General features: G+C 74.7%; 23 protein-coding genes and 1 riboswitch. Of the genes, 7 read left to right on the forward strand and 16 right to left on the reverse strand.

Annotated elements, in window-relative coordinates; all coding sequences use genetic code 11:
* Nucleotides 1-25: 25 nt before the first annotated feature.
* The 3 genes from IQ279_RS00455 to IQ279_RS00465 form a co-directional block, all read right to left on the reverse strand.
* Nucleotides 26-514, reverse strand: coding sequence for a hypothetical protein (locus tag IQ279_RS00455; RefSeq protein WP_206346229.1), 489 nt, complete (start codon nucleotides 512-514; stop codon nucleotides 26-28).
* Complete coding sequence (locus IQ279_RS27660) at nucleotides 511-954, reverse strand: DUF6415 family natural product biosynthesis protein (RefSeq protein WP_206346230.1); 444 nt, start codon at nucleotides 952-954, stop codon at nucleotides 511-513. Before IQ279_RS27660 ends, IQ279_RS00455 begins: the two co-directional genes overlap by 4 nt.
* A 220-nt stretch (nucleotides 955-1,174) precedes the next feature.
* Nucleotides 1,175-2,359: a helix-turn-helix domain-containing protein gene (locus tag IQ279_RS00465; RefSeq protein ID WP_206346231.1), complete on the reverse strand. Its 1,185-nt coding sequence runs from the start codon at nucleotides 2,357-2,359 to the stop codon at nucleotides 1,175-1,177.
* Nucleotides 2,360-2,472: 113 nt separating this feature from the next.
* Between IQ279_RS00465 and IQ279_RS00470 the strand changes: the two genes are divergently transcribed.
* Nucleotides 2,473-3,003 (forward strand): flavoprotein, encoded by a 531-nt coding sequence (locus IQ279_RS00470; protein WP_241027376.1) that lies wholly within the window; start codon nucleotides 2,473-2,475, stop codon nucleotides 3,001-3,003.
* 176 nt (nucleotides 3,004-3,179) lie between these two features.
* On the opposite strand, the gene IQ279_RS00475 is transcribed toward IQ279_RS00470, so the two are convergent.
* On the reverse strand, nucleotides 3,180-3,623 hold the full coding sequence (locus tag IQ279_RS00475; protein WP_206346233.1) for an ATP-binding protein: 444 nt from the start codon (nucleotides 3,621-3,623) through the stop codon (nucleotides 3,180-3,182).
* Between the two features lie 168 nt (nucleotides 3,624-3,791).
* Here IQ279_RS00475 and IQ279_RS00480 point away from each other — a divergent pair, with 168 nt between their 5' ends.
* From IQ279_RS00480 to IQ279_RS00490, 3 genes are read left to right on the forward strand one after another with little or no spacing between them, the layout of a single operon-like run.
* Nucleotides 3,792-4,631 (forward strand): Sco1979 family transcriptional regulator, encoded by an 840-nt coding sequence (locus IQ279_RS00480; RefSeq protein ID WP_307791955.1) that lies wholly within the window; start codon nucleotides 3,792-3,794, stop codon nucleotides 4,629-4,631.
* Nucleotides 4,632-4,634: 3 nt separating this feature from the next.
* A complete protein-coding gene (locus IQ279_RS00485) occupies nucleotides 4,635-4,871 on the forward strand; it encodes a DUF397 domain-containing protein (protein WP_093654814.1) in 237 nt (78 codons plus the stop codon).
* A 45-nt stretch (nucleotides 4,872-4,916) separates the two neighbouring features.
* Nucleotides 4,917-5,738: an SAM-dependent methyltransferase gene (locus IQ279_RS00490; protein ID WP_206346234.1), complete on the forward strand. Its 822-nt coding sequence runs from the start codon at nucleotides 4,917-4,919 to the stop codon at nucleotides 5,736-5,738.
* Nucleotides 5,739-5,921: 183 nt separating this feature from the next.
* Here IQ279_RS00490 and IQ279_RS00495 read toward each other — a convergent pair whose 3' ends face one another.
* The gene (locus IQ279_RS00495) at nucleotides 5,922-6,578 is read right to left on the reverse strand and encodes a DedA family protein (protein WP_206346235.1); all 657 of its coding nucleotides are present in this window, start codon (nucleotides 6,576-6,578) and stop codon (nucleotides 5,922-5,924) included.
* A gap of 181 nt (nucleotides 6,579-6,759) precedes the next feature.
* On the opposite strand from IQ279_RS00495, the gene IQ279_RS00500 reads away from it, so the two are divergent.
* Nucleotides 6,760-7,497 carry a superoxide dismutase family protein gene (locus IQ279_RS00500; RefSeq protein ID WP_206346236.1) on the forward strand — a complete coding sequence of 246 codons (738 nt, stop codon included), beginning with the start codon at nucleotides 6,760-6,762 and terminating at the stop codon, nucleotides 7,495-7,497.
* A 102-nt stretch (nucleotides 7,498-7,599) separates the two neighbouring features.
* Here IQ279_RS00500 and IQ279_RS00505 read toward each other — a convergent pair whose 3' ends face one another.
* Entirely contained in the window at nucleotides 7,600-8,271 is a 672-nt protein-coding gene (locus IQ279_RS00505; protein ID WP_206346237.1) for an HNH endonuclease family protein, read from the reverse strand.
* 593 nt (nucleotides 8,272-8,864) lie between these two features.
* Between IQ279_RS00505 and IQ279_RS00510 the strand changes: the two genes are divergently transcribed.
* On the forward strand, nucleotides 8,865-9,446 hold the full coding sequence (locus IQ279_RS00510) for a TMEM165/GDT1 family protein (protein ID WP_206346238.1): 582 nt from the start codon (nucleotides 8,865-8,867) through the stop codon (nucleotides 9,444-9,446).
* Nucleotides 9,447-9,615: 169 nt separating this feature from the next.
* On the opposite strand, the gene IQ279_RS00515 is transcribed toward IQ279_RS00510, so the two are convergent.
* The 10 genes from IQ279_RS00515 to IQ279_RS00560 all read right to left on the reverse strand — a co-directional run bounded on the left by IQ279_RS00515 (nucleotide 9,616) and on the right by IQ279_RS00560 (nucleotide 19,157).
* Nucleotides 9,616-10,284, reverse strand: coding sequence for an HAD-IA family hydrolase (locus IQ279_RS00515; protein WP_206346631.1), 669 nt, complete (start codon nucleotides 10,282-10,284; stop codon nucleotides 9,616-9,618).
* Nucleotides 10,285-10,496: 212 nt separating this feature from the next.
* Nucleotides 10,497-11,270, reverse strand: coding sequence for a peptidoglycan-binding domain-containing protein (locus IQ279_RS00520; protein WP_206346239.1), 774 nt, complete (start codon nucleotides 11,268-11,270; stop codon nucleotides 10,497-10,499).
* 262 nt (nucleotides 11,271-11,532) lie between these two features.
* Nucleotides 11,533-11,889: an antibiotic biosynthesis monooxygenase family protein gene (locus tag IQ279_RS00525; protein WP_206346240.1), complete on the reverse strand. Its 357-nt coding sequence runs from the start codon at nucleotides 11,887-11,889 to the stop codon at nucleotides 11,533-11,535.
* Nucleotides 11,890-12,079: 190 nt separating this feature from the next.
* Nucleotides 12,080-12,679, reverse strand: coding sequence for a hypothetical protein (locus IQ279_RS00530; RefSeq protein ID WP_206346241.1), 600 nt, complete (start codon nucleotides 12,677-12,679; stop codon nucleotides 12,080-12,082).
* Complete coding sequence (locus IQ279_RS00535; protein WP_206346242.1) at nucleotides 12,676-13,386, reverse strand: GAT domain-containing protein; 711 nt, start codon at nucleotides 13,384-13,386, stop codon at nucleotides 12,676-12,678. The genes IQ279_RS00530 and IQ279_RS00535 overlap by 4 nt, the downstream gene beginning before the upstream one ends.
* A 36-nt stretch (nucleotides 13,387-13,422) precedes the next feature.
* On the reverse strand, nucleotides 13,423-14,355 hold the full coding sequence (locus IQ279_RS00540) for an ECF transporter S component (protein WP_206346243.1): 933 nt from the start codon (nucleotides 14,353-14,355) through the stop codon (nucleotides 13,423-13,425).
* Nucleotides 14,352-16,004, reverse strand: a complete 1,653-nt coding sequence (locus tag IQ279_RS00545) for an ABC transporter ATP-binding protein (protein ID WP_206346244.1) — start codon at nucleotides 16,002-16,004, stop codon at nucleotides 14,352-14,354. The genes IQ279_RS00540 and IQ279_RS00545 overlap by 4 nt, the downstream gene beginning before the upstream one ends.
* The gene (locus IQ279_RS00550) at nucleotides 16,001-17,182 is read right to left on the reverse strand and encodes an energy-coupling factor transporter transmembrane component T (protein ID WP_206346245.1); all 1,182 of its coding nucleotides are present in this window, start codon (nucleotides 17,180-17,182) and stop codon (nucleotides 16,001-16,003) included. The genes IQ279_RS00545 and IQ279_RS00550 overlap by 4 nt, the downstream gene beginning before the upstream one ends.
* A complete protein-coding gene (locus IQ279_RS28590) occupies nucleotides 17,179-17,886 on the reverse strand; it encodes an SCO2322 family protein (protein WP_372445052.1) in 708 nt (235 codons plus the stop codon). The genes IQ279_RS00550 and IQ279_RS28590 overlap by 4 nt, the downstream gene beginning before the upstream one ends.
* Nucleotides 17,883-19,157: an SCO2321 family membrane protein gene (locus IQ279_RS00560; protein WP_206346246.1), complete on the reverse strand. Its 1,275-nt coding sequence runs from the start codon at nucleotides 19,155-19,157 to the stop codon at nucleotides 17,883-17,885. Before IQ279_RS00560 ends, IQ279_RS28590 begins: the two co-directional genes overlap by 4 nt.
* A gap of 189 nt (nucleotides 19,158-19,346) precedes the next feature.
* Nucleotides 19,347-19,399: riboswitch (cobalamin riboswitch) on the reverse strand.
* Between the two features lie 507 nt (nucleotides 19,400-19,906).
* Between IQ279_RS00560 and IQ279_RS00565 the strand changes: the two genes are divergently transcribed.
* The gene (locus IQ279_RS00565) at nucleotides 19,907-21,487 is read left to right on the forward strand and encodes a peptidoglycan-binding protein (protein WP_206346247.1); all 1,581 of its coding nucleotides are present in this window, start codon (nucleotides 19,907-19,909) and stop codon (nucleotides 21,485-21,487) included.
* Nucleotides 21,488-21,596 lie beyond the last annotated feature (109 nt).

A 21,596-nucleotide genomic window follows, 5' to 3' on the forward strand; every position in this document is an offset into this window, starting at 1 on the left:
CCGGGCGTACGGCGTGAAGGACCTCTCACCCGGCGGCCTTCGCGGCCTCGGCCGCCGCGGCGGCGCGGGCCTCGGCGTAGGCGTCACGCAGGTCGGGGCCCCAGGCGGGCGCCTGGTCCGAGGGGCACACGATCCAGCCCCGGTTGCCGACCGGGTCCGGTTCGGTGATGTCCGGGTGCGGCAGCAGCACCAGGGTGCCGCGGCCCAGGACGGACATGCCGGCGACCTCCAGGCCGTCCGCCGAGCCCAGGGCGACGACGAAGTCCGCGCCGAGCGGGGTGGACAGCACGGGGCCGAGCGGGGCCCGCGCCGCCCGCATCCTGCGGACCGTCTCCCGGGCGAGGGGCAGCGGGAGGCGCACCACGTCCCAGGCGATGCCGGCGGGCACCTCGCCCAGCGCGCCGTGCCCCCAGGCGGCCAGGACGGCGGGTACGCGGCCGGTCGGGTCCAACCAGCCGGTCGGCGGGGGCTGGACGGCGGTGCCGGCCGGTGCGGAGTGAGGGGAGATGGTCACGGTGTCGCCTTCCTGTTCCTCTCGGGGGTTTGCCGCAGCAGCCATCGGCAGTCGTGCGCGAGGGACCTCACCTGCTGACGGGCGGAGTGCGGTTTGTCGTCCAGCTCCCGCCCGGCCTGGTTGGTGATCCAGTCCAGCCGTGCCCGGTAGCGCAGCCACTGGGTGGTGCTGGGGCGCAGGGCGGCGGCGCGGGCCCGCGCGATCGGCAGCAGCAGCCGGATGTGGCCGCGTAACCGGGCCTCCAGCTCCATCAGTTCCCCGTGGCGCAGGGGCGCGCTGCCGTGGGCCAGGGCGCGGCCGATGGTGTGCTGGATGGCGGCGGAGTCCACCAGTACGGCCGCCTCCGGCGGGGCGGCGTCGGCCGCCGGGGCCGGTGGGTCGGTCCGCTCCGGGTCGGCCTGGCCGAACGGCCGGTTCCGGCCGGCCGGTTCACCGGTCACGGGCGGGGTTGCGGGTGGGGTGGCGTCTGGTGTGGTCTGCACGAGGTCCCCCGGACTTGTCACGGTCGCTTGCGGAACACAGCGTGGCGGCGTGACCGGCTCTCAACTGTCACTCTTCGGTGACAGGTGCTGTCGGCGTATGCGCGCGGGCGCACACGCCCCGGCGTCCGCGACCGGGCGTCACACGCCGCCGCGTACGGTCACGATCGGTGACGGTCCGTCAGACGCCGACCCACGCTGCCATTCGCGTCAGGGCGTCCGGCGACCTGCGCCGCAGGTTCAGCAGGCCGCGCACGGTCTCCCGCACCCGGGGGTGGAAGCGGGTCTGCTGGGGCGCCAGCGCGCGTGCCTGCGCCAGGGAGGCCAGCGCCGCCTCGATCCGGCCGGTCTCCATCTCCGCGCGGGCCCGGTCCACCAGTAGGGCGGCCCGCCGGGAGGCGGCCCAGCCGCGCGGCGGGCGCACCGCGCGCGCCGCGCTCAGCGCCGCGTCGTACTGGCACAGCTCCAGCCGGGCGAATACCTCGTGCGTCCCGACGTTCGCCGGTCCGAAGGACAGCCAGTGCACCGTTCCCACCTCGCCGGTGCGCCGGGCGATCTCCCCGGCCCGCGCGAGGTGGGACTCCACGGCCGCCGCGTCGCCCGCGCGGGCCGCGATCACGGCCGCGCCCAGGTGGAGTTGCCCGGCCACCGCCAGGCTCTCGGTGCTCTGTCCGGTCTGGCGCAGCAGATCGTGCCCGGCCGCCACCATGCGCAGGCCGATGCGGTGCTCGGCGTCCCGGCTGCGGTAGGACAGGGCCCGCTTGTACTGGCGGATCGCGCCGAGCAGCGGGTCGCCGGCGTGCTCGGCGGCCCAGCCCATCCGGTCCAGCGCCACGACGGCCAGGTCGTAACTGCCGAGTTTCGTCGTCACGTCGTGCGCGCTGCGGTACGCCGACGCCAGGGCGCGCCACAGCTCGGTGCTCGGGTGCTCCCGGCAGGAGACGGTCAGATCCGTCAGGAGGCCCGGCAGGAAGGCGGCCGCCTGGTACAGCCGGGCGTCGCGCACGTCACGGCACAGCGAGTCGGCGGCCGCGACCAGTTCGGGCGCGGGGAGGGCGGGGCCGCAGGGGTCGGGCGGCAGGTCGTACAGGTCGAGCGCCTCGCGGATGGGCCTGACCAGGCCGTCGACGCGGTCGGGCCGGGGAGGGTGCGTGGACTGCCCCGTCAGGATGGCGACATCGGTGCGCAGCGCTCTGGCCACGGCGGCCACGAACTGCGGCGAGGCGCTCTTGTGACCGCTCTCGACGTGACGCAGAAGGCTGTAGGAGTAGGGGATGCGCTGGGCGAGCCCCTGCTGTGTGAGTCCGGCGCGCTTGCGCTGGGCGGCGATCCGGTTACCGATGTGCTCGTCGTCGGATGCGGGCATACCGGGTCCCTCCGTTTCTCGCGGCATCTGAACGGTACCCGCGACCCGCCGCCCGTCCCAGTGAGTTCGCACTGATCAGGTGTGGTGAACTGCGGAGTATGAGGAACCGAGTCATGTACCTGTTCGGTTGCGCCTCCCCACCCGTCGTCCACATCGACCGCGCGGTCCGCGACGCGCAGGCGCGGGGGTGGGAGGTGTGCCTGGGGCTGACGCCGAACGCGCGGGAGTGGCTGGAGGACCGGCTGCCGGAGCTGGAGGAGCTGACCGGTCACCCGGTGCGCAGCGCCTACCGGTCCTACGGCCGGCCCGAGACGTGGCCCAGGACGGATGCCGTGGTGGTGGCGCCGGCGACCCTGCACACGGTCAACGCCTGTGCGCTGGGCATCACTTCGACGTTCGTCGTGGGCTTCGCCGCGGAGGCGATGGGCAAGCGCATTCCGCTGGTGGTGATGCCGTGCCTGAACTCCACCTATGCCCGGCACCCGCAGTTCGAGCGTTCGCTGGAGGTCCTGCGGGGGGAGGGCGTACGGGTGCTGTACGGTCCCGGCGGTTTCGTGCCGAACCCGCCGGGACAGGGGCGCCCGGAGGAGTACCCGTGGCACCTCGCGCTGGACGCGGCGCACGAGGCGGTGCGGGGGCGCTGACCGGTGGCGGGCCGCCACCGGTGCGCTCGTCCGGCCGGCGCGGGAGGCGCGCCGGCGAAGGGAAGGCCCGAGCCGCCCCCACGCGGCTCGGGCCTGGTCCTTTTCCGCAGGGCCCGGGTCTCCTCCCCTCGCCGGGAGGGGACCCGGGCCCTTGCGGTCATCCGGCTCCGGACGGCTCAGGGCCGGATGACGGCCCACACGATGTGGCCCAGTCCGAGTCCTGCGGACTCCACCCCCCAGGCCTGTGTGAGCGATTCGATCAGCTGTAGTCCCCGGCCGCGCTCCTCGTCGGCCCGGGGGAAGCACAGCACCGGGGTGCTGGCGTAGCTGCCCTGGTCGCGCACCTCGATGCGTATCTGGTTGTCGGCGACGTACAGCAGGCAGCCGATGCGGTCGCTGTCCGTGTGCAGCACGGCGTTGGTGAACAGCTCGGAGACCACCAGCCGTGCCGTGTGGCAGACCTCCGGGGCGAAACCCCACTGGAGCAGGCGCTCGAAGGCGCGGTCGCGGGCGTCGGCGACGGAGAAGGGCTGGGCCGGCAGCTCGAACGTCTCCTGGCGCAGGTCAGGGCACACGCCGACCGGTGCCGGGAGCGTCATCGTGCCTGGGGAGAGCGCCACGGCCGTCCACCTTTCCGTACTTCCGCCTGTGGGGACCCTCACTATCCTCGCTGCGGTAGGCAGAAGGCAAGAGGCGTCTTGCAAATTGCAGAATATTCAAGGCAGGCTGCATACGTCATAGACGGTGTGTCAGACTCACTGTCCGACAGGGTTTTCGAGGGAGGGAACGTGGCGACCGTCGGGCGGATCGTGCTCGGTCTGCGACTCCGCGACCTGCGGGAAAAGGCCGGATGCTCCTTCGAGGAGGCCGCTGCCGCGCTCAGCGTCAACGCCGCGACGGTACGGCGGATGGAGAAGGCCGAAGTCGGCCTGAAACCGCTGTTCGTGGAGAAGCTGCTGGAGACCTACGGAGTCGGACGGCAGGAGATCGACTCCTTCCTGGCACTGGTGGAGGAGTCGCGCAAACCGGGATGGTGGCACCGGTTCCGTGACGTACTGCCCGACTGGTTCGGCCTGTACGTCAGTCTGGAGGGATCCGCCTCCGTCATCCGCGGCTACGAGCCCCACTGCGTCCCCGGCCTGCTCCAGACCGAGGACTACGCCCGCGCCCTGCTGCGCACCGGCTTCCCCAACGCGCCCGACGACGAGCTCGAACGCCGGGTCGCGCTGCGCCTGGGCCGGCAGCGACTCCTTGAGAGGCCGGGCGCCCCGCGGCTGTGGGTCGTGGTTGACGAAACGGTCCTTCACCGGCCCGTCGGGGGGCCGGAGGTCATGCGGGCGCAGATCGACCGGCTCCTGGAGGCGGCCGCGCTGCCGAACGTCACCCTCCAGATCCTGACGTTCGGGGCGGGCCCGCACCCGGGCATGTTCGGGCCCTTCCAGCTGTTCCGCTTCGACATACCGGAACTGCCGGACATCATCTACACCGAGAGCCTCACAGGGGCCGTCTATCTGGACGAACGCCCCGACACGGCCGCCTACCTGGAGGTCTTGGACCGCATGGGCGCGCAGGCCGTATCAGTACGACACACCGAGGAGCTGCTCGGTGACATTCGCAAGGAGTTCTGACCGATGGGTCACATTTACAACGGGATGCCGGCCAAGGAGCTCGGGACCGAGGGCTGGCACAAGCCGTGGAGCGGCACCAACGGCGGCAACTGCGTGGAAGCGATGAAGCTCGGCGACGGACGGGTGGCGTTGCGGCAGTCCAGCGACCCCGACGGCCCCGCGCTGATCTACACCTACCAGGAGATCGAGTCCTTCATCCGGGGCGCCAAGCTCGGGGAAGCCGACTTCCTGCTCGCCTGAACCGCACCACCACCGACCACGAGACCACCCCCCACGGGAGACCAGATGACCGCCCAGGGCTTCTCCGCCGACGACATCGACACCAGCAGACCGCACTCGGCGCGTATGTACGACTACTTCCTCGGAGGGAAGACCAGCTACGAGGCCGACATCCAGGGCGCCGAGGCGGTCATCTCCTTCTGGCCGGGGGTGCGCACCGGAGCCCGCGTCAACCGCGCCTTCATGCACCGGGCGTCCCGGTGGCTGGTGCGCGAGGCGGGCATCCGGCAGTTCCTGGACATCGGTACCGGCATACCCACCGAGCCCAACCTGCACCAGGTCGTCCAGGCCGTCGCGCCCGAGTCCCGGGTCGTCTACGCCGACAACGACCCCATCGTGCTGCGCTACGCGCAGGCGCTGCTGCGCAGCACGCCCGAGGGCCGCACCGCGTACCTGCACGCGGACGCGACCGACCCCGACTCGATCCTGAACCACCCCGAGATCCACGAGATCCTGGACCTCAGCCGCCCGGTCGGGCTCTCCCTCAACGCGCTGCTCCACTACATCGGCGACGAGAACGGGCCGCACGAGATCGTCGCGCGGCTGGTGGACGCGATGCCGTCGGGCAGCTACCTCACCCTCACCCACTGCACCCCCGACCTCGACCCCGAGACCTGGGAGCGCCTGAGCAGCCTCTCCATGTCCGGCTCCGCGGCCTCGGCCAAGGCCCGGACGCGCGAGGAGATCCTGCGGTTCTTCGACGGGCTGGAGTTCGTCGAGCCCGGCCTGACCGTTCCGCACCGCTGGCGGCCGGAGCCCGACCAGCCGCTCGCGGACGCCTCGGACGCCGAGGTGTCCCTCTACGCCGCCGTCGCCCGCAAGCCCTGAGGGGGCGAGCACGCGTCGCAGGCCGTATGCCGTGTGCCGCACGCGAGTTGCCGCCGCCTTTGCACGGAGGCGGCGGCAACTCGCGTTCCGGCGGAACGGCAGGAGCGGCACGCGGATGACCGCGGACACGCGCGGCACGCCGCCCGGCACCGCCCCCGGCGCGGGCGGCCGGTCGGGAGGCGGTCAGGACGTCTGCGCCACCGGCGCCGGTCTGCGCCGCACCAGGAAGGCCGCCAGGGCGCCCGCGCCGAAGAGGGCCAGCACCGAGACCGCGGCCCCCAGCCACGTCGCCCCGAGCCACTGCCCGCCCACATAGCCGGCGCCGACGCCGTACCCGGCCCAGGCCAGACCCGCCAGGGCCGACCACGGCAGGAACTCCCTGGTTCGCCGCTGCTCCACGCCGGCGACCAGGCTCATCACCGAGCGCCCGCCCGGAGCGAACCGGGCGAGGACGACCAGAGGACCACCGCCGCGTGCCAGTGCGTGACCCAACCGCTCCCGGGCGTCGGCCAGTTGACGTGAGCGGGCGAGGGTCCGGGCGAAGCGGTCGCTGCCGTGCCGGGCCAGCCGGTACACCACCAGATCGCCCAGGACCGACGCCGCGGCCGCGCACAGCACCAGCGCGCACACGGTCGGAAGCGGGGCGTCCGGGGCGGGCGCGGCGATCGCGGCGGCGCCGGCAGCCGTGCTCGCGGCCGTCGCGCTCGCGGCGGTGGCCGCCGCGGTGATCACGATGACGCCGCTGGGCAGGAAGGGGAGGAAGACGTCGAGCAGCACCGACAGCGCTATGAGCACATAGATCCAGGGGGCGTAGATCAACTCCCCCAGCGTTTCCTGCACGTTCACTCCCCGGTGCGGCCCCTGCCGCGGGGCGGCCTACCGCCGATCAGCGTACGCCCGCGTCACCCGTGAGGATCGGCTGGGGTGCCGCGACACGTCATCTCCCCACCGTCCGGCCGGAGTCGGCGGAGCATGGACGGCCGTACGGAACGACACGACGAACCGAGCAGGAGGGGCCGACATGCTCAGGGGCAGGAAACCGGCGGACAGGACGGAGAACGGGGCGGCGAGCGGGACGGCGGGCGGGGCCGCGCGCAGGACGGCCGTCGCGACGGCCGCGGCGGCGGCGCTGCTGACCGCAGCGGGACCGGCGGGCGGCGCGGGAGCGGCCGAACCGGCCGGGGCGGCGGAGGTCCTCGGCGCCGTCGAGTCGGTCGCGGACATCGGCATCGGCGGTTTCGGGATCGGGGGCAGGCACCGGGTGGTGTGGGCGGGCGCGGAGTTCGCCCCGCCGGGGAAGTCCACCGTGCCGGCCGCGGTGACGTACGACCGGGCCCTGGTCCCCGTCGGAGCCGGGGTCTCGGTGGGCCGCTACGACAGCCGCCGGGGGATGACGGTCGCGCTGGGCGTACGAGGACTGCCCGAGGGCCGCGACTACGGGGCGCACGTCCACACCGGGCCGTGCGGCGCCCGGCCCGGTGACTCCGGCCCGCACTACCGCAACGTCCCCGCCCCGCGCGGCTCGTCCGCCGTTCCCCGCCACGCCAACCCCGAGAACGAGGTCTGGCTGGACTTCACGACCGACGAGCACGGCGAGGGCAGGGCGCTGTCCAGTCACATGTGGCGCTTCCGCGCCGGAGAGGCGCGGTCCGTGGTGATCCACGAGCACCGCACGCGGCACGACCCCGGGCACGCCGGTGACGCGGGCAGGCGGCTGGCCTGTGTCACGGTGTCGCTCGACCCGGAGCCCGGGAAGTAGGGGCGGTGGGAGGACGTCGGGGCCGTGCGTTCGGCCGGGCCCTGCCGTCCTCCCGCCGCGGGTTCCCGCCGTGAGCGGAGGACGGCGGGAACCCGTGTACGGTCAGCAGCCGCTCAGCACGCTGCCGAGCCGGCTCTTCTCGGCGGAGTCCACGGACAGGCCGTAGCTGTACTTCACCCAGACCCACATCCGGGCGTAGGTGCAGTGGTAGGAGGAGCGCGGCGGCATCCACTCCGCGGGGTCCTTGTCGCCCTTGGACTGGTTGACGTTGTCGGTCACCGCGATGAGCTGCGCGATGGACAGGTTGTTGGCGAACGACTGCCGCTTGGAGGTGGTCCAGGAGCTCGCGCCCGAGCGCCACGCCTCGGCCAGCGGTACGACGTGGTCGATGTCCACGTCGGAGGCCGCGTACCAGGTGGCGCCGTCGTAGGGCGAGTACCAGCGGCCGCTGGTGGCCCGGCAGCTGCCGTCCTGCACCACGCCCGTGCCGTCGCGCTCGAGGACGACCTCACGGGTGTTGCAGGTGCCGCTCTGGGTGATCCAGTGCGGGAACTTGTCGCGGCTGTAGCCGTCCGAGGAGCCCTCGGCGCGGACGGTCAGGGAGGCGAGGTAGGAGCGGGCGGTGGAGGCGCTCGGCGGGGTGGGGGGCGCGGCCTGGGCGGTGGGGGCGCTCAGGAACAGCAGACCGGCGCAGAGAGCGATGAGCGCGCCGAGGGTGGTGGATCGACGCGCGTAGAAGCCGCGCCACGAGGCGGGCAGGCGCATGCCGTGCATACGAACTCCCTGGAAATGGGGGGAAGATGAGCGGAAGGAACGCCGTCAGGGTGGCGCCGAAAGGTTTCCTCCCGGCGGGCGCCAGATGACAGGATGACGACATGAGCACGTCAGATCAAGACCGCTGTCCGGACTGATCGGCGCGCTCGGGGCACCCCGCCCGCGCGCGGAGCCGGCGCGGAGCGCCGGAGCCGCCGTGCGGGACTCCCGGACCGGTGGGCCGGGGCGCGGCGTGGCTCCGGTCACACCGGCGGTGCGCCGCACCGGTCACGGCGGTGCGGCGACGGCCGGGGGAGGCCGTGCGCGGGCGGTCCGGCCCACGGCCGGCGCGGAGGGCACACGGGGCATCGCGTACGCTGGTCGGTGTCTGAAGGGGAGTAGCTCTTCGCCGGACCGTCGACATACTGGCCGCGCCGTACCCGTACGGCCGTCCCGGCGCCCGGAGCCGGTGCTCGCGCACCGTGCCAGCGAGACCTTCGGCCGCAGTGTCCACGGCTTCATACAAGCCGCCCACGACGCTGCCGTGCCGAAGCGTGCTCGCCCCCCGCGGGCCCCTCGGCACGGCGGCCCGACCGACGAGGGGTTCTTCCCACATGTTCAGCATCACCGCCGCCGCAGTGACCTTCGGCGTCGTCTTCCTCGCCGAACTGCCCGACAAGACGGCGCTCGCCGGGCTGGTGCTCGGCACCCGCTACCGGGCCTCGTACGTCTTCGCCGGGGTCGCGGCCGCCTTCGTGCTGCACGTGGCGCTGGCCGTCGCCGCGGGCAGCGTGCTGACCCTGCTGCCGCAGCGGTTGGTGCAGGGGATCACCGGAGCGCTGTTCCTGGCGGGCGCGCTGATGCTGCTGCTGAGGAAGGACGACGGGGACGAGGAGGTCCGCAAGCCCTCCGACCAGTCCTTCTGGAAGGTGGCGGGCAGCGGCTTCACGCTGATCCTGGTGGCGGAGTTCGGCGACCTCACCCAGATCATGACGGCCAACCTCGCCGCCCGCTACGACAGCCCGCTCTCGGTCGCCCTCGGTGCGGTGGTCGCCCTGTGGTCGGTCGCGGCCATCGGCATCCTGGGCGGGCGCGCGCTGATGCGCCGTGTGCCCCTGCGGCTGATCTCCAGGGTCGCGGCGGGCGTGATGCTGGTGCTGGCCGCCCTCAGCTTCTACGAGGCGTTCACCGGCTGACCGGCTGACCGGCGGCAGGCGGGCCGGCGGACCACCCGGCCCGCCACCGGCGGTGCCCCGGCCGTCCGGCCGGGGCGCCGTGAGTGATCACGCCCCCCGCCCGGAACCGGCGGGGAGGAAGGTTCCGGTCGGGGGGCGTGCGTTCGGGGGGAGGGGAGGCGGCGCGGGCTCAGCGGGGCCCGGGCGCCAGGCGCAGGCGCAGTCCGCCGCCGGCCAGGGGCTCCACGCGCACCTCCTCCAGCGTCGGCACATGGGCGGTCGGTCCGAAGGCCGCGGCCCGGGGACCGACGCCGACCACCCGCATGCCGGCCGCGCGGCCCGCCGCGACACCGGCCCCGGAGTCCTCGAAGACCACGCAGTCCTCCGGCGCGAAGCCCAGTTCGGCCGCGGCCTTCAGAAAGCCCTCCGGATGCGGCTTGCTGGCGCCGACCGACTCCGCGGTGACCCGCACCGTCGGAATGCGCAGGCCCGCCGCGTTCATCCGGACGGTGGCCAGGGGGACGCTGGCCGAGGTCACCAGCGCGTGGGGGAGGTCCTCGACCGCCGCGAGGAACGCGGGAGCGCCCGGCACCGGCACCACGCCCTCGGTGTCGGCGGTCTCCCGCTCCAGCAGGCGCCGGTTCTCGGCGTGGTTGACCTCCATCGGGCGGCCGGGCAGCAGCTCGGCCATCGTGGCGTAGCCCTGCCGGCCGTGCACCACCTTCATGACCTCGTCCCCGTCCAGACCGTGCCCGGCGGCCCAGTCGCGCCAGACGCGCTCGACGGCGGCGTCGGAGTCGACCAGGGTGCCGTCCATGTCCAGCAGCAGCGCGCGGGCCTTCATCGGCGCGGTGGGCATGCTCCCGGTGTGCCGTGCGTCCTGGACGTCCTGGGCTTCGGGGGAGTCCGGGGTGTCCGAGGGCATGACGGGTGGCTCCAACGGCTGGAAGACAGGACAAGTGGCCCGCCCGCCGGGTCAGGGGCCCCCGTCGTCAGGAACGGGGAACGGGCGGAGCCACTTTGTTCCTCCACGATACAAAGCATTCCGCGTTTGCGCCAATCCGCCTGGCGTCAGCCCCTCCGAGTGGCCCTCTCCAGGGCGCGCCGGGTGTGCGGTCCGTAGACGCCCTCGGGGTCGCCCCGCACCCCGTACCAGGTCTGGAACGTGGCCACCCCTTCGGTGACCTCGCCGTCGTACACGCCGTCCACGCCGTGCCTGCGGGCGTCGTAGGTGCCCACAGCGGCCAGCCGGTACTGCAGCTCGGCGACCTCCGGGCCCGAGTCGCCCTCGCGCAGTGTGCGCGGCGGTCCGCCGCTGTCGTCACCGTCCCGGCCGCCGTCCCCGTCGCCCCCGCCCGGAGCGGTGGGGGCGGAGGGGGTCGGGGAGGTGCTAGCGGACGCCTCGGCGGTACGGGAGGGGGTGGGGGAGGGGGACGGCGTACGGCTCCGCGAGGGGCTCGCGGAGGGGGAGGCGGAGGAAGGGGCCGCGGTCGAGGGGGAGGCCGAGGGGGAAGCGGAGCCGTCGGGGTCGGTGTCGGCCGACTCCCCGCCCTCGCCGCCGGTGGGCACCACCGCGGTCGGGACACCGCCGCGATCGCCGAACCGGGCCTCGTCGAAGGGGTCGTTCCCCCTGGTGAACAGCCCGGCCACGAGCACGCCGGAACCCACCACGGCCACCGCGGTGCCGCCCACGGCCAGCGCCATGCCGCGCCCGATGCGGCGGCGGGGGGCGGCCCGGCCGCCGGTCACCAGCGGCAGGGGCGCGGTGTCACCGTCCGCCCGCCGGGCCGCTTCGGGGAACATCGCCAGGTCGGCCGGGTCCGGCCCCCGGTCCGGCTGCGTCACCGGCCGCGGCAGCACCTCGACCCCGGCGCACCGGCAGCTCGCCCGGCCGGAGTCGTCCGCGGGTCTGTGGCATATGGGGCAGATGGGCTTATCCGCCACTGAGGGCTCCCCTCCGTCGGAAAGTGCCACAGAGGTTACTGGACTCCCTCCGCCCCCTTCGTACCCGCCGGTCACTTCCGTTCGCCCGGGTTTCGCGGACTTCCCCGGCGCGCCGCCGACGGTCCCGGTCCCGGGCGGGAGCGCCCGGGACCGGGACCGGGGCTCAGTCCTCCGCGCCGGGCTTCGGAGCCGCCTGCTGGACGACCTCGAAGGTCCAGACGGTGGAGTCGGACGCCGCCGGGGCCCGGCCCGCGCCACCGCCCGGGCGGCCTCCACCGCTGCCGCCGCTGCCCTGATGCGCCGCCTTCATCGGGCCCGACATCCACGCCTGGAATGCGGCCTCGTCGCGCCAGCGGGTGTAGACGAGATAGCGGTCGGTCCCCTCCACGGGGCGGAGGAGTTCGAACCACTCGAAACCGTCGGAGGACTCCACCGCCCCGGCCCGGGAGGAGAACCGCCGCTCGAGCTCCTCCCGCTGTTCGGAGGGGACGGTCAGAACGTTGATCTTCACGATGCTCATGCCCCCATCGTGCCTCCCGCCCCGTGCCGCGGGGGCGGCGGCATGGCGGTCGGCCCGGCTTGTGGCGCTGTGCGGCGAACGTCCCGGGGACGCGGGCGGGGCGCGGGCATACGGCGGCGGCCGGCCCAGGTCGGGGCCGGCCGCCGGTTCGCGGTCTTCGGTCTGCGGTGCTCGGGTCGCGGTCCTCGGGTCAGAGCCGCAGGAGCCGGTCGGCGGCGTCGCGGTACTCCCGCAGCGCCCTGCGCAGATCCTCCGTGTGCTCCGCGGAGTCCTCGCCGTGCCAGGGCTCGCGCAGCCTGCGGTGTCGTTCGGTGAGCAACTCGGTGATGCGGTGGGAGATCTCCTCGAACACGGCGTCCGCCTCCTCGACCGAGCGCCGGGGTCCGTCGACGAAACCCGTCACCGCCTCGTGCAGCCGCCTGCCGAACCGCTCGCGCTCCCGCGGGGTCAGCAGGCCGGTGCCGGCGTCCCCGTCCTCCGGGCGGTGTCCGTTCGCGTCACCGTGCGCCGCCGAGCCCGCAGCGGTGCCCGCCGTCGTCCCGGCGGCCGTCCCGATGCTCTCCCCGAGCGGCACTCGCGGGGAGGATGCGGACGGAGCCCGCCCGTCCGCCCGGTCCGCGGACCCGTCCGGCGCCACCGGCTCGACCGGCTCGACCGGCTGTACCGCCGCCACCGGCTCCGTCCGTCCGGCGCGGTCGGCCGGGGGCTCGTCGTCCGTCCACTCGGGCCGGCCGGCGCGGTCGGCCAGCGGGGCCCGGCGTTCCGCGGGGATGTGTCCGTTCGTGCTCATGCCCTGCCTCCGGAGGTGTCGTGACGGCGCACCGCTCCGGGCAGGTGCAGCCGCTCGGAGAGGCGGCCGTGGCCCCGGGGCCCGGAACCGCCGGCGTGCGCGTGCTCACGGTCGTGGTCGTGGTCGTGGGCGCGGTCGTGCTCGTGCCGCCCGTCGCCGCGGGAGTCGTCGGTGGACTGCTCCATCAGGTCCTCGTACAGGGCTCGGGCGTGCACCAGCGCCTCGCGCAGTCGCTCGGTGTCTGCCTGGCCCTCACGGGCCAGCACGGCCACGGCGTGCACCTCGCGGTAGCCCTGGACGCGCCTGGGGTGGTGCACGGAGAGGGCGGAGACCTGCTCGTCGTACCCGTCGCCGGGGAAGCCGCGCGCCTCGGCCAGCCGGCTCAGCAGCCGGTCGGCGGAGACGACCGCCTCCACCGGCGCGTCGACGAACCGCTCCTGCACGGCGGCCCACTGGGCCGCGTACTCCTCGCGCTCCTGCGGGGTCAGCGGCTTCGCCCGCAGCTCGCCGTGGCGCTGGAGCCGTTCACGCAGCTCCCGTTCGGCGGCCTTGGTGTCACCGTTGTGCTGGGCGACGGTCCGCTCGTACTCCGGACCGAACCGCCGCTTGACGGAGTGCGGCCCGCCGCCGCGCCTGGCGAGGAACAGGGCGATCGCGAGGACGACGACCGCCGCCACGATCAATGTGATGATCAAACCTGTGGACATGGCTCGCCTTCCACGAGTGTCCCCTTGCTCGGGCTGTCAACTCTCCGCGTTGCCGCCCTCGCTCCGCGCAAACGGAGCCCCGGTGAAGGACGCCGGCGCGTCGAACGCCGCCCGCCGTGTGGCGCGGCGCAGCGCCCGCAGCACCGTGCCGCCCACGGTGAGGGTGAGCACCACGGTCAGCAGGGCGCGCGGCAGGTCCCAGCCGAGGGAGGTGGCCAGGACGTAGGCGGCGAACTTGGCCAGCTTCACCTCCAGCGGGTCCCCGGGGACGTGGGAGATCCCGCTGGCCAGTCCGCTGATGAACGGCCAGCCCTGGAGGTTCATCACCACGCCGTACAGCACCGAGGCGACGGCCCCGTACGCGGCGAGCAGCGCCAGCTCCCGCCGCCCGCGCAGACCGTGGGGGCCGGGCAGCAGGCCCGCGCCCATCGCCACCCAGCCCATCGACAGCATCTGGAACGGCATCCACGGCCCGACCCCGCCGGTCAGCAGCGCCGAGGCGAACATCGACACCGCGCCCAGGACGAAGCCGAAACCCGGTCCCAGCACCCGGCCGGAGAGCACCATCAGGAAGAACATCGGCTCCAGACCCGCCGTGCCCGCCCCCAGCGGGCGCAGAGCGGCCCCCGCGGCGGCCAGCACGCCGAGCATCGCGACGGCCTTGGCGTCCAGCCCGGTGTCGGCCACGGCGGCCACCGCCACGGCCAGTAGCAGCGGCAGCAGCGCGGCGAACAGCCAGGGGGCGTCCCCGGAGTGGGCCAGTCCCGAGGCGGAGTCGGCCAGCAGCGGCCAGCCGAAGGCCGCCACGCCGATGGCCGAGACGATGCCCAGGGCCGCGGCGGAGCGCGGCCCGATCCGTACGGCGCGCACCTGGCGGTCGGCCCGCGCCCGGTCAGCCCGTCCGGCCTGCCCGCTCCGCCCGGAGCCGGGGGAGCCGGAGGCGCCGGAAGTGCCCGGGGCGCCGGTCATGCCCCCACCCCCGCTTCCTCCAGTGCCGTCCGCACCTGGCCGACGGTGAGCCAGCGCCGGGGGGCGAGGATCTTCGCGGTCTGCGGGGCGAAGGCGGGGGAGGAGGTGACGACCTCGCTGCTCGGACCGTCCGCGACGACCTCGCCGTCGGCCAGGATCACCACCCGGCGGGCGAGTTCGGCGGCGAGTTCCACGTCGTGGGTGGCCAGGACGACCGCGTGGCCGTCGTCGGCCAGCGCGCGCAGTACGCCCGTCAGCCGTTCCTTGGCCGCGTAGTCCAGGCCGCGCGTCGGCTCGTCCAGGAGCAGCAGGGGAGGGGCGGCGGTGAGGACGACGGCCAGCGCCAGGGCCAGGCGCTGGCCCTCGGACAGGTCGCGCGGATGGGTGCCGTCGTGGACGTCCGGCAGCAGGGTGGAGACCAGGGCGCGGCAGGTGCCGGGCTCGGCGCCCGCGTCGCGGTCCGCGCCGGCGCACTCGGCGGCGACGGTGTCCGCGTACAGCAGGTCGCGCGGGTCCTGCGGCACCAGGCCGACGCGGCGCAGCAGTCCGGAGGGCCGGGTGCGGTGCGGCACGGCGCCGGACGCGCCGCCCAGGCGCACCGTGCCGCGCGCGGGCTCGTACATGCCGACCAGGGTGTTCAGCAGGGTGGACTTGCCCGCGCCGTTGCGGCCCATCAGGGCGATCGTCTCGCCCGGCCGCACGGTCAGGTCCACCTTCTCCAGGGCGGTGACCCGGCCGCGGCGCACGGACAGCGAGGAGACCTCGGCCAGCGGTTCGCCGCCGCCGGGTCCGTCCGCCGAGCCGGGCCCGTCGCGTCCGGCGGGCGGTTCCAGCTCGTCCAGCCGCTCGCGCAGCCCGGCCGCCCTGCGGCGCGCGTCCCGCACCGACAGCGGCAGCGGGGACCAGCCGGCCAGCCGCCCCAGGGCGACGACGGGCGGGCGGACCGGCGAGAGCGCCATCACCTCGGCCGGCTCGCCCAGCACCGGCGCGGCGCCGGGCGCCGGCAGCAGCAGCACCCGGTCCGCGTACTGCACCACGCGCTCCAGGCGGTGCTCGGCCATCAGCACGGTGGTGCCCAGGTCGTGCACCAGCCGCTGGAGGACGGCCAGCACCTCCTCGGCGGCGGCCGGGTCGAGCGCGGAGGTCGGCTCGTCCAGCACCAGCACCTTGGGGTGGGTGGTCAGCACCGAGCCGATGGCGACGCGCTGCATCTGCCCGCCGGACAGGGAGGCGACGGGGCGGTCGCGCAGATCGGCCAGGCCCAGCAGGTCCAGGGTCTCCTCGACGCGGCGGCGCATGGTGTCCGGCGGCAGGCCCAGGCACTCCATGCCGTAGGCGAGTTCGTCCTCGACGGTGTCGGTGACGAAGTGGGCCAGCGGGTCCTGGCCCACGGTGCCGACGACGTCGGCCAGTTCGCGCGGCCGGTGCTCGCGGGTGTCGCGCCCGTCCACGGTCACCCGGCCGTGCAGGGTGCCGCCGGTGAAGTGCGGCACCAGCCCGGAGACGGTGCCCAGCAGCGTGGACTTGCCCACGCCGGACGGTCCGACGACGAGCACCAGCTCGCCCTCGGGCACGGTGAGGTCCACCCCGTGCACGGCGGGGGCGGCGCCGTCCCCGTAGGTGACGGAGACCTGGTCGAAGCGGATCATGCGCGGGTCGTCTCCTTCGCCGGCGGGGTCTGCCCGGTGCGGGAGACGGACCCGGCGTCGGTTTCGGTTCGGGGGGCGGGTACGGGGGCGACGAAGGCCGGGAGCAGTCCGGCCAGTACGGCCGCGGCGGGCCACAGCGGCAGCTCGGGCGCGGTCAGCGGCACCGGGGGAGGGGCGAGAGCGTCCGGCAGGCGGGCGGCGGCCCGGACCACGGCCGCGCCGACCGCCGCGCCGGAGGCCGACACCAGCCAGGCGCGCGCCCCCCAGCGGTCGGGCCGGTAACGGCTGCGCACCGCGCGGCGCCCGCCCAGCCACAGCCCGCCGAGCGCGGCGGCCAGTCCGAGCAGCAGCACCGGCAGTCCGAAGGCCGCGCCCTGGGCGGCCAGCAGCCCGTACGTGCCGGCGCACACGCCCAGCAGCCCGCCCAGGGTGAGGGCGGCGGTGGTGCGGCGCACGGCGGGCGGCACCCGTGCGGTGCGGCCGTAGCCGCGCGCGTCCATGGAGGCGGCCAGCGCCACCGAGCGCTCCAGCGCGCCCTCCAGGACCGGCAGCCCGATCCGCAGCACCGCTTTGATCCCCTTGTCGTCGCGGCCGCGCAGCCGGCGGGCGGCCCGCAGCCGGCGGACGTCGGCGATCAGATGGGGGGCGAACGTCATCGCCACGACCACGGCCATCCCCGCCTCGTACAGCGCGGCCGGCAGGGACTTGAGCAGCCGGGCGGGGCTGGCCAGGGCGTTGGCCGCCCCGACGCACACCAGCATGGTGGCCAGCTTCAGCCCGTCGCGCAGCGCGAACACCAGCCCCTCGGCCGTGACCCGGCCGCCGATGCGCACGCCCTGCGCCCAGTCGGGCAGCGGCACCTCGGGGAGGGTGAACAGCACGGTGGTGCCGGGGATCGGGGAGCCGAGGAAGACGGCGAAGAACAGCCGGATCACCAGCACCGCCAGGGCGATCTTGAGGAAGGCGCCGTAACCGCGGGCCCAGGGCGCGTCGGTGCGGCGGGCCGCGACGACGTACGCCGTGACGGCGATGATCAGAGCCAGCAGCAGCGGGTTGGTGGTGCGGGAGGCGGCCGTGGCCAGCCCCAGCGCCCACAGCCACCACGCGCCCGCGTGCAGCGCGTTGGAACGCGTCGCACGCGGGGCGCGCAGGGCCGCCAGGGGCTGCCGGGGGGTCATGACCGGCGCCGGCGGGCCTGCCAGACGGCCGCTGCGGCGAGTGCGGCGACGACGGCACCGCCCCCGATCAGCCCGGCGGAGGGGCCGCCGCCGTCCCCCGGGGCGGTGTCCTCGGGAGCGGCCGCGCCCTCGGAGCCCTCGGAGTCACCGGAGGCGCCGTCCGTCCGCGCCGCGGAGTCGGAGACCTGCTCACCGCAGCCGGTGCGCGGATAGCCGGCGATGGCGCACAGCAGCGAGTCGGAGTTGTACCGCAGCGGTTTCAGCACGGCGGCCAGCGCCTCGGCGGCGGTCCCGTCCTCGGGTACGTGCGCGCACTCGGTGCGGCCCCGGGGCGGCTTCTCGTCCCCGGGCGCGTCGGCCCGGGTGCCGAAGTCGACGCTCAGCGCGATCCGCTTGCTCCCCTCCTCGGCCTCGGTGCCGCCGCAGATCTCCTCGAAGTCACCGGCGCCGCGGGGTCTGTCGGCCTCCGCGGAGTCCTCGCTGACGGCGAACCGGAAGCCCAGTACGTCGCCGTCCTCGGGCCGCAGCGTGCCCGGCCCCTGCGTGGCGTACGTCCACTGGCCGCCGTCGCGCTCCCAGAAGGACCAGTAGCGGTAGCCGGCGGCGTGCGCGGGGGCGGCGCCCACCACCGGCGGCACGGCGGTGAACAGGCCCGCGAGCACGGCGGTGAACACACCGGCGAGCACGGTGCGCGACGCGGTCACCGGTCCCGCCTCCTGCGCATGCTGATCAGGAAGCCTGCGCCCGCTCCGGCGACCAGGCCCGCGCCGATGAGGGACCACATCACCGGCGAGCCGCCGTCCTCGCCGTCCTGGCCGGAGGGGACGTGCACCGGGGCCGGGCCGGTGGCGTTCAGCCGCTCGACCAGGTTCACCCCGCCGAATTCGGCCGGGTCGCCGCCCGCGGCGCGGGCGGCCAGGACGAGCTGGCCCAGGGCGGCCGGGCTGGTGGTGGCCTTGTCCCAGGAGCCGAGGTTCTTCTCCAGCCAGGTCAGGGACTCGGCGGCGGCGTCGCGGTGGCCGCCGGCGGCCAGGGCGATCACGGCGTCGGCGGTGTTGCCGTAGTCGGGCTGCTCCTCGGCGCCGGGCATGGCGGACTTCAGGTGCCCGCCGCCCGCCTCCAGCACCCCTGTCAGATACGCGGCGCCGGCCTCGGCGGCCTCGGCCGGGGTGCGCTCCACGCCGCCCTCGCCGTCCTCGCCGCACTCCAGGGCCTTCGCGGCGCCGCGGTCCTCACCGCCGCTGCCGTCCTCACCGCCCGGCCCGGTGGCCAGGCCCTCGCCGCGGGAGGCCAGTACGGCGGCGGCCGTGGCGTCGTCGTTCGCGGCGAGGCGGCCCTTCTCGTCGGGCTGGTAGGCGAAGGCGCCGCGCTCGTCCTTCTCGGCGTCGCAGCCGAGCTGGAAGCCCAGGAGGGAGTCGTAGGGGGACTTCTCGCCCTTCGCCGAGAGCGCCTTCGCCGGGTCCTCGCCCGCGGCGTCCAGGGCGCCGATCACGACGGAGACGGAGTTGGCGTCGCTGGGGCTGCCGGGGTTGAAGCCCCAGCCGCCGTCGTCGTTCTGGACCAGCCGCAGCCACTGAACGGCCCGCTCCACCCGCTCGCCGTGGCCGCCGAGGGCGGCCAGCGCCTGGACGGCGGCGGCCGTGGCGTTGACGTCGGCCACCGTCTTCGCGGTGCACGCCTCGGTGGGGTCGGGGCGGTAGGAGGCGAAGGAGCCGTCCTCGCACTGCTGGCCGGTCAGCCACGCCACGGCCCCGGACGCGGGCTTGACCCCGACCGCGTCCTGGGCGAGCAGGGCCGTCGACTGGCGCCACACGCCGTCGTACTGCGGGTCGTCCTTCCCGTACAGCCCGGAGGGCAGGTCCCGCTGCGCCGGGGCCTGCGCGGACGGCGACTCGTCGGCGGCGGCGACGGGGGCCGCGACCGCGCAGAGCACGGTGGATGCGGCCAGGGCCGCGGCGGTGCGGCGCAGGGACATGGGCGGGTGCCTTTCTCGCGGCGCAGCCGTGCACGGACGGCCGGCCGCGCTCACCGCGCGGGGCACACCGGGCTCGGCTCCGCATTCCTCGACGGTGCCGGTCCGGGGCCGCGCCCCGCCGTGCGGCGGGGACGGCTCCGGGAGCCTTGCGTGCCCGGGCGGGTGCTCCGGCTGTACGGCGGACGGGTCGGTGTCCGCCCGCTCACGGTTGCGGGTCAGCGCCGGATTCGCACCGGCTTCCCCCACTCGGGCACAGGACGTTTCGCGGTTCACTCTAACGGGCGCGGTTCGGGCCGGACCGCAGGTGGGAGCGGGATCACACCGGTGATCCGGCCCATGGCGCGCCAAGAGGTGTTCCGACGCGGTTCCCCCGTCCGTTCCGCAGTCATTTCCAGTGGTTCACACCAAAGAACTCCCATGGTTTCCGGTGCATTTCGTTGACGCGCGTAGCGCGGATCCGCCACTCTCTGCTGGGGCGCGAATACCCCCGGCGCGGGGACGGTCGCGCCGGGGGCCGTCCGTGCAGGCGGTGGCGGCCGTCCGGGTGGCCTGATGCTGCTTTTCGGGCTTTTCCGGGCTTTTTCCGGGTCCCTGTGCGGAATTCCTGTCGGTTGGTGGGTGGAATCGCTGGGGAAATCCCGAAAATTGTTGACGTGTACACGTCTTTCGAGATAGGAATTCCTTCCGACCACCGGCGTGAGCGAGCAGCAGATGCTCACCCCCCACGCACATGCTGACCGGGAGGAAGAATGTTCCGACGCCTCACCGCCTGGAGACGGGCGGGCACCCCCGTACTCGCCACCGCGGCCGCCGCGGCGCTGATCGCCACGGGTCAGCCCGCGAGCGCCGCGCCCGCCGACCCGGACCCGCGCGCCCCGGTGAACCGGGCCTTCGAGCGGGCGGCCGGCGAGTTCCAGGTCCCGCGCGACCTGCTGGTCGCGGTGGGCTACGGGGAGACCCACCTCGACGGCCACGGCGGCGAACCCAGCCACGCGGGCGGCTACGGCGTGATGCACCTGGTCAGCAACCCCGAACGCCGCACCCTGGAGAAGGCCGCCGAGCTGACCGGCGAGCCGGCCGCCGACCTCAGGAAGGACACCGCCGCCAACATCCTCGGCGGCGCGGCCGTCCTGCGCTCCTACGCCGACGAGCTGGGCCTGGACGCCGCCGACCGCCGTGACGCGGACGCCTGGTACCCGGTAGTGGCCCGCTACGGCGGCGCGGACGACGACCGCACCGCCCGGCTGTACGCCGACACCGTCTACGACTTCCTGGAGGACGGCTTCAGCGCCCTGACCCCGGCCGGTGAGCGGGTCACCGTACGGCCGCGCGAGACCGAGCCGGAGCTCGGCCGCTACGCGGAGGTCCGGCCACTGGGCGACTCGTCCGGGGCGGGCACGCTGAGCACCGACTACCCGCCCGCCCGTTGGGTGGCGGCGCACTCCAGCAACTACACCTCCGGTCGCTCGTCGTCGATCACCCACGTGGTCGTACACGTCACCCAGGGCTCCTACGCCGGCTCGATCAGCTGGTTCCAGAACCCCAGCTCCAACGTCAGCGCCCACTACGTGATCCGCTCCTCCGACGGCGAGGTCACGCAGATGGTCCGCGACCGCGACACCGCCTGGCACGCCAGGTCCGGCAACCCGTACTCCATCGGCCTGGAGCACGAGGGCTACGTCGACAACCCCTCCTGGTTCACCGACGCGATGTACCGCTCCTCGGCCGCCCTGACCCGCCACCTGTGCGACCGCCACGGCATCCCCAAGGACCGGTCGCACATCGTGGGCCACGTCGAGGTGCCGGGCAACGACCACACCGACCCCGGCCCCAACTGGAACTGGACCTACTACATGCAGCTGGTCCGCGACGGCGACGCCACCGCCCCCGTCCAGCTGAACTTCACCTCCTACGACACCCTGCGCAGCGGCTCGACGGGCGCCCAGGTGAAGGCCGCCCAGCAGCTGCTGAACGACAACGGCTTCGACGCCGGCACGGTGGACGGCGTCTTCGGCTCCGGCACCGAGAGCGCGGTGCGGTCCTTCCAGAGCAGCCGCTCCCTGACCGCCGACGGCGTCGTGGGTGCCCGCACCTGGACCGCCCTGCTGTCGGCCGGCACCAGGCCCGTCCTGAAGCGGGGGAGCTCGGGCGCGGACGTGGAGCGGCTTCAGCGCTCCCTGACCGCGGCGCTCGGCCGCACCGTGGGCATCGACGGAGCCTTCGGCCCGAACACCGAGACCGCCGTGCGCGACTACCAGAGCAGCCGCGGCCTGACCGTGGACGGCATCGTCGGCAGCGGCACCTGGGGCGCGCTCCAGGCCGGCCGCTGAGCCCGGGGCCGGCCGGGAACCGCCGCCGTACCCGGCACGTCACACCGGTCCGCACCGCCGCCCGGCGGTGCGGACCGGTGCTTTCTCGCGAGCCCGCGACTCCCTTCCC

Origin of the sequence: Streptomyces verrucosisporus (genome assembly GCF_017114865.1) — a bacterium.
Lineage (GTDB): Bacteria > Actinomycetota > Actinomycetes > Streptomycetales > Streptomycetaceae > Streptomyces > Streptomyces fenghuangensis.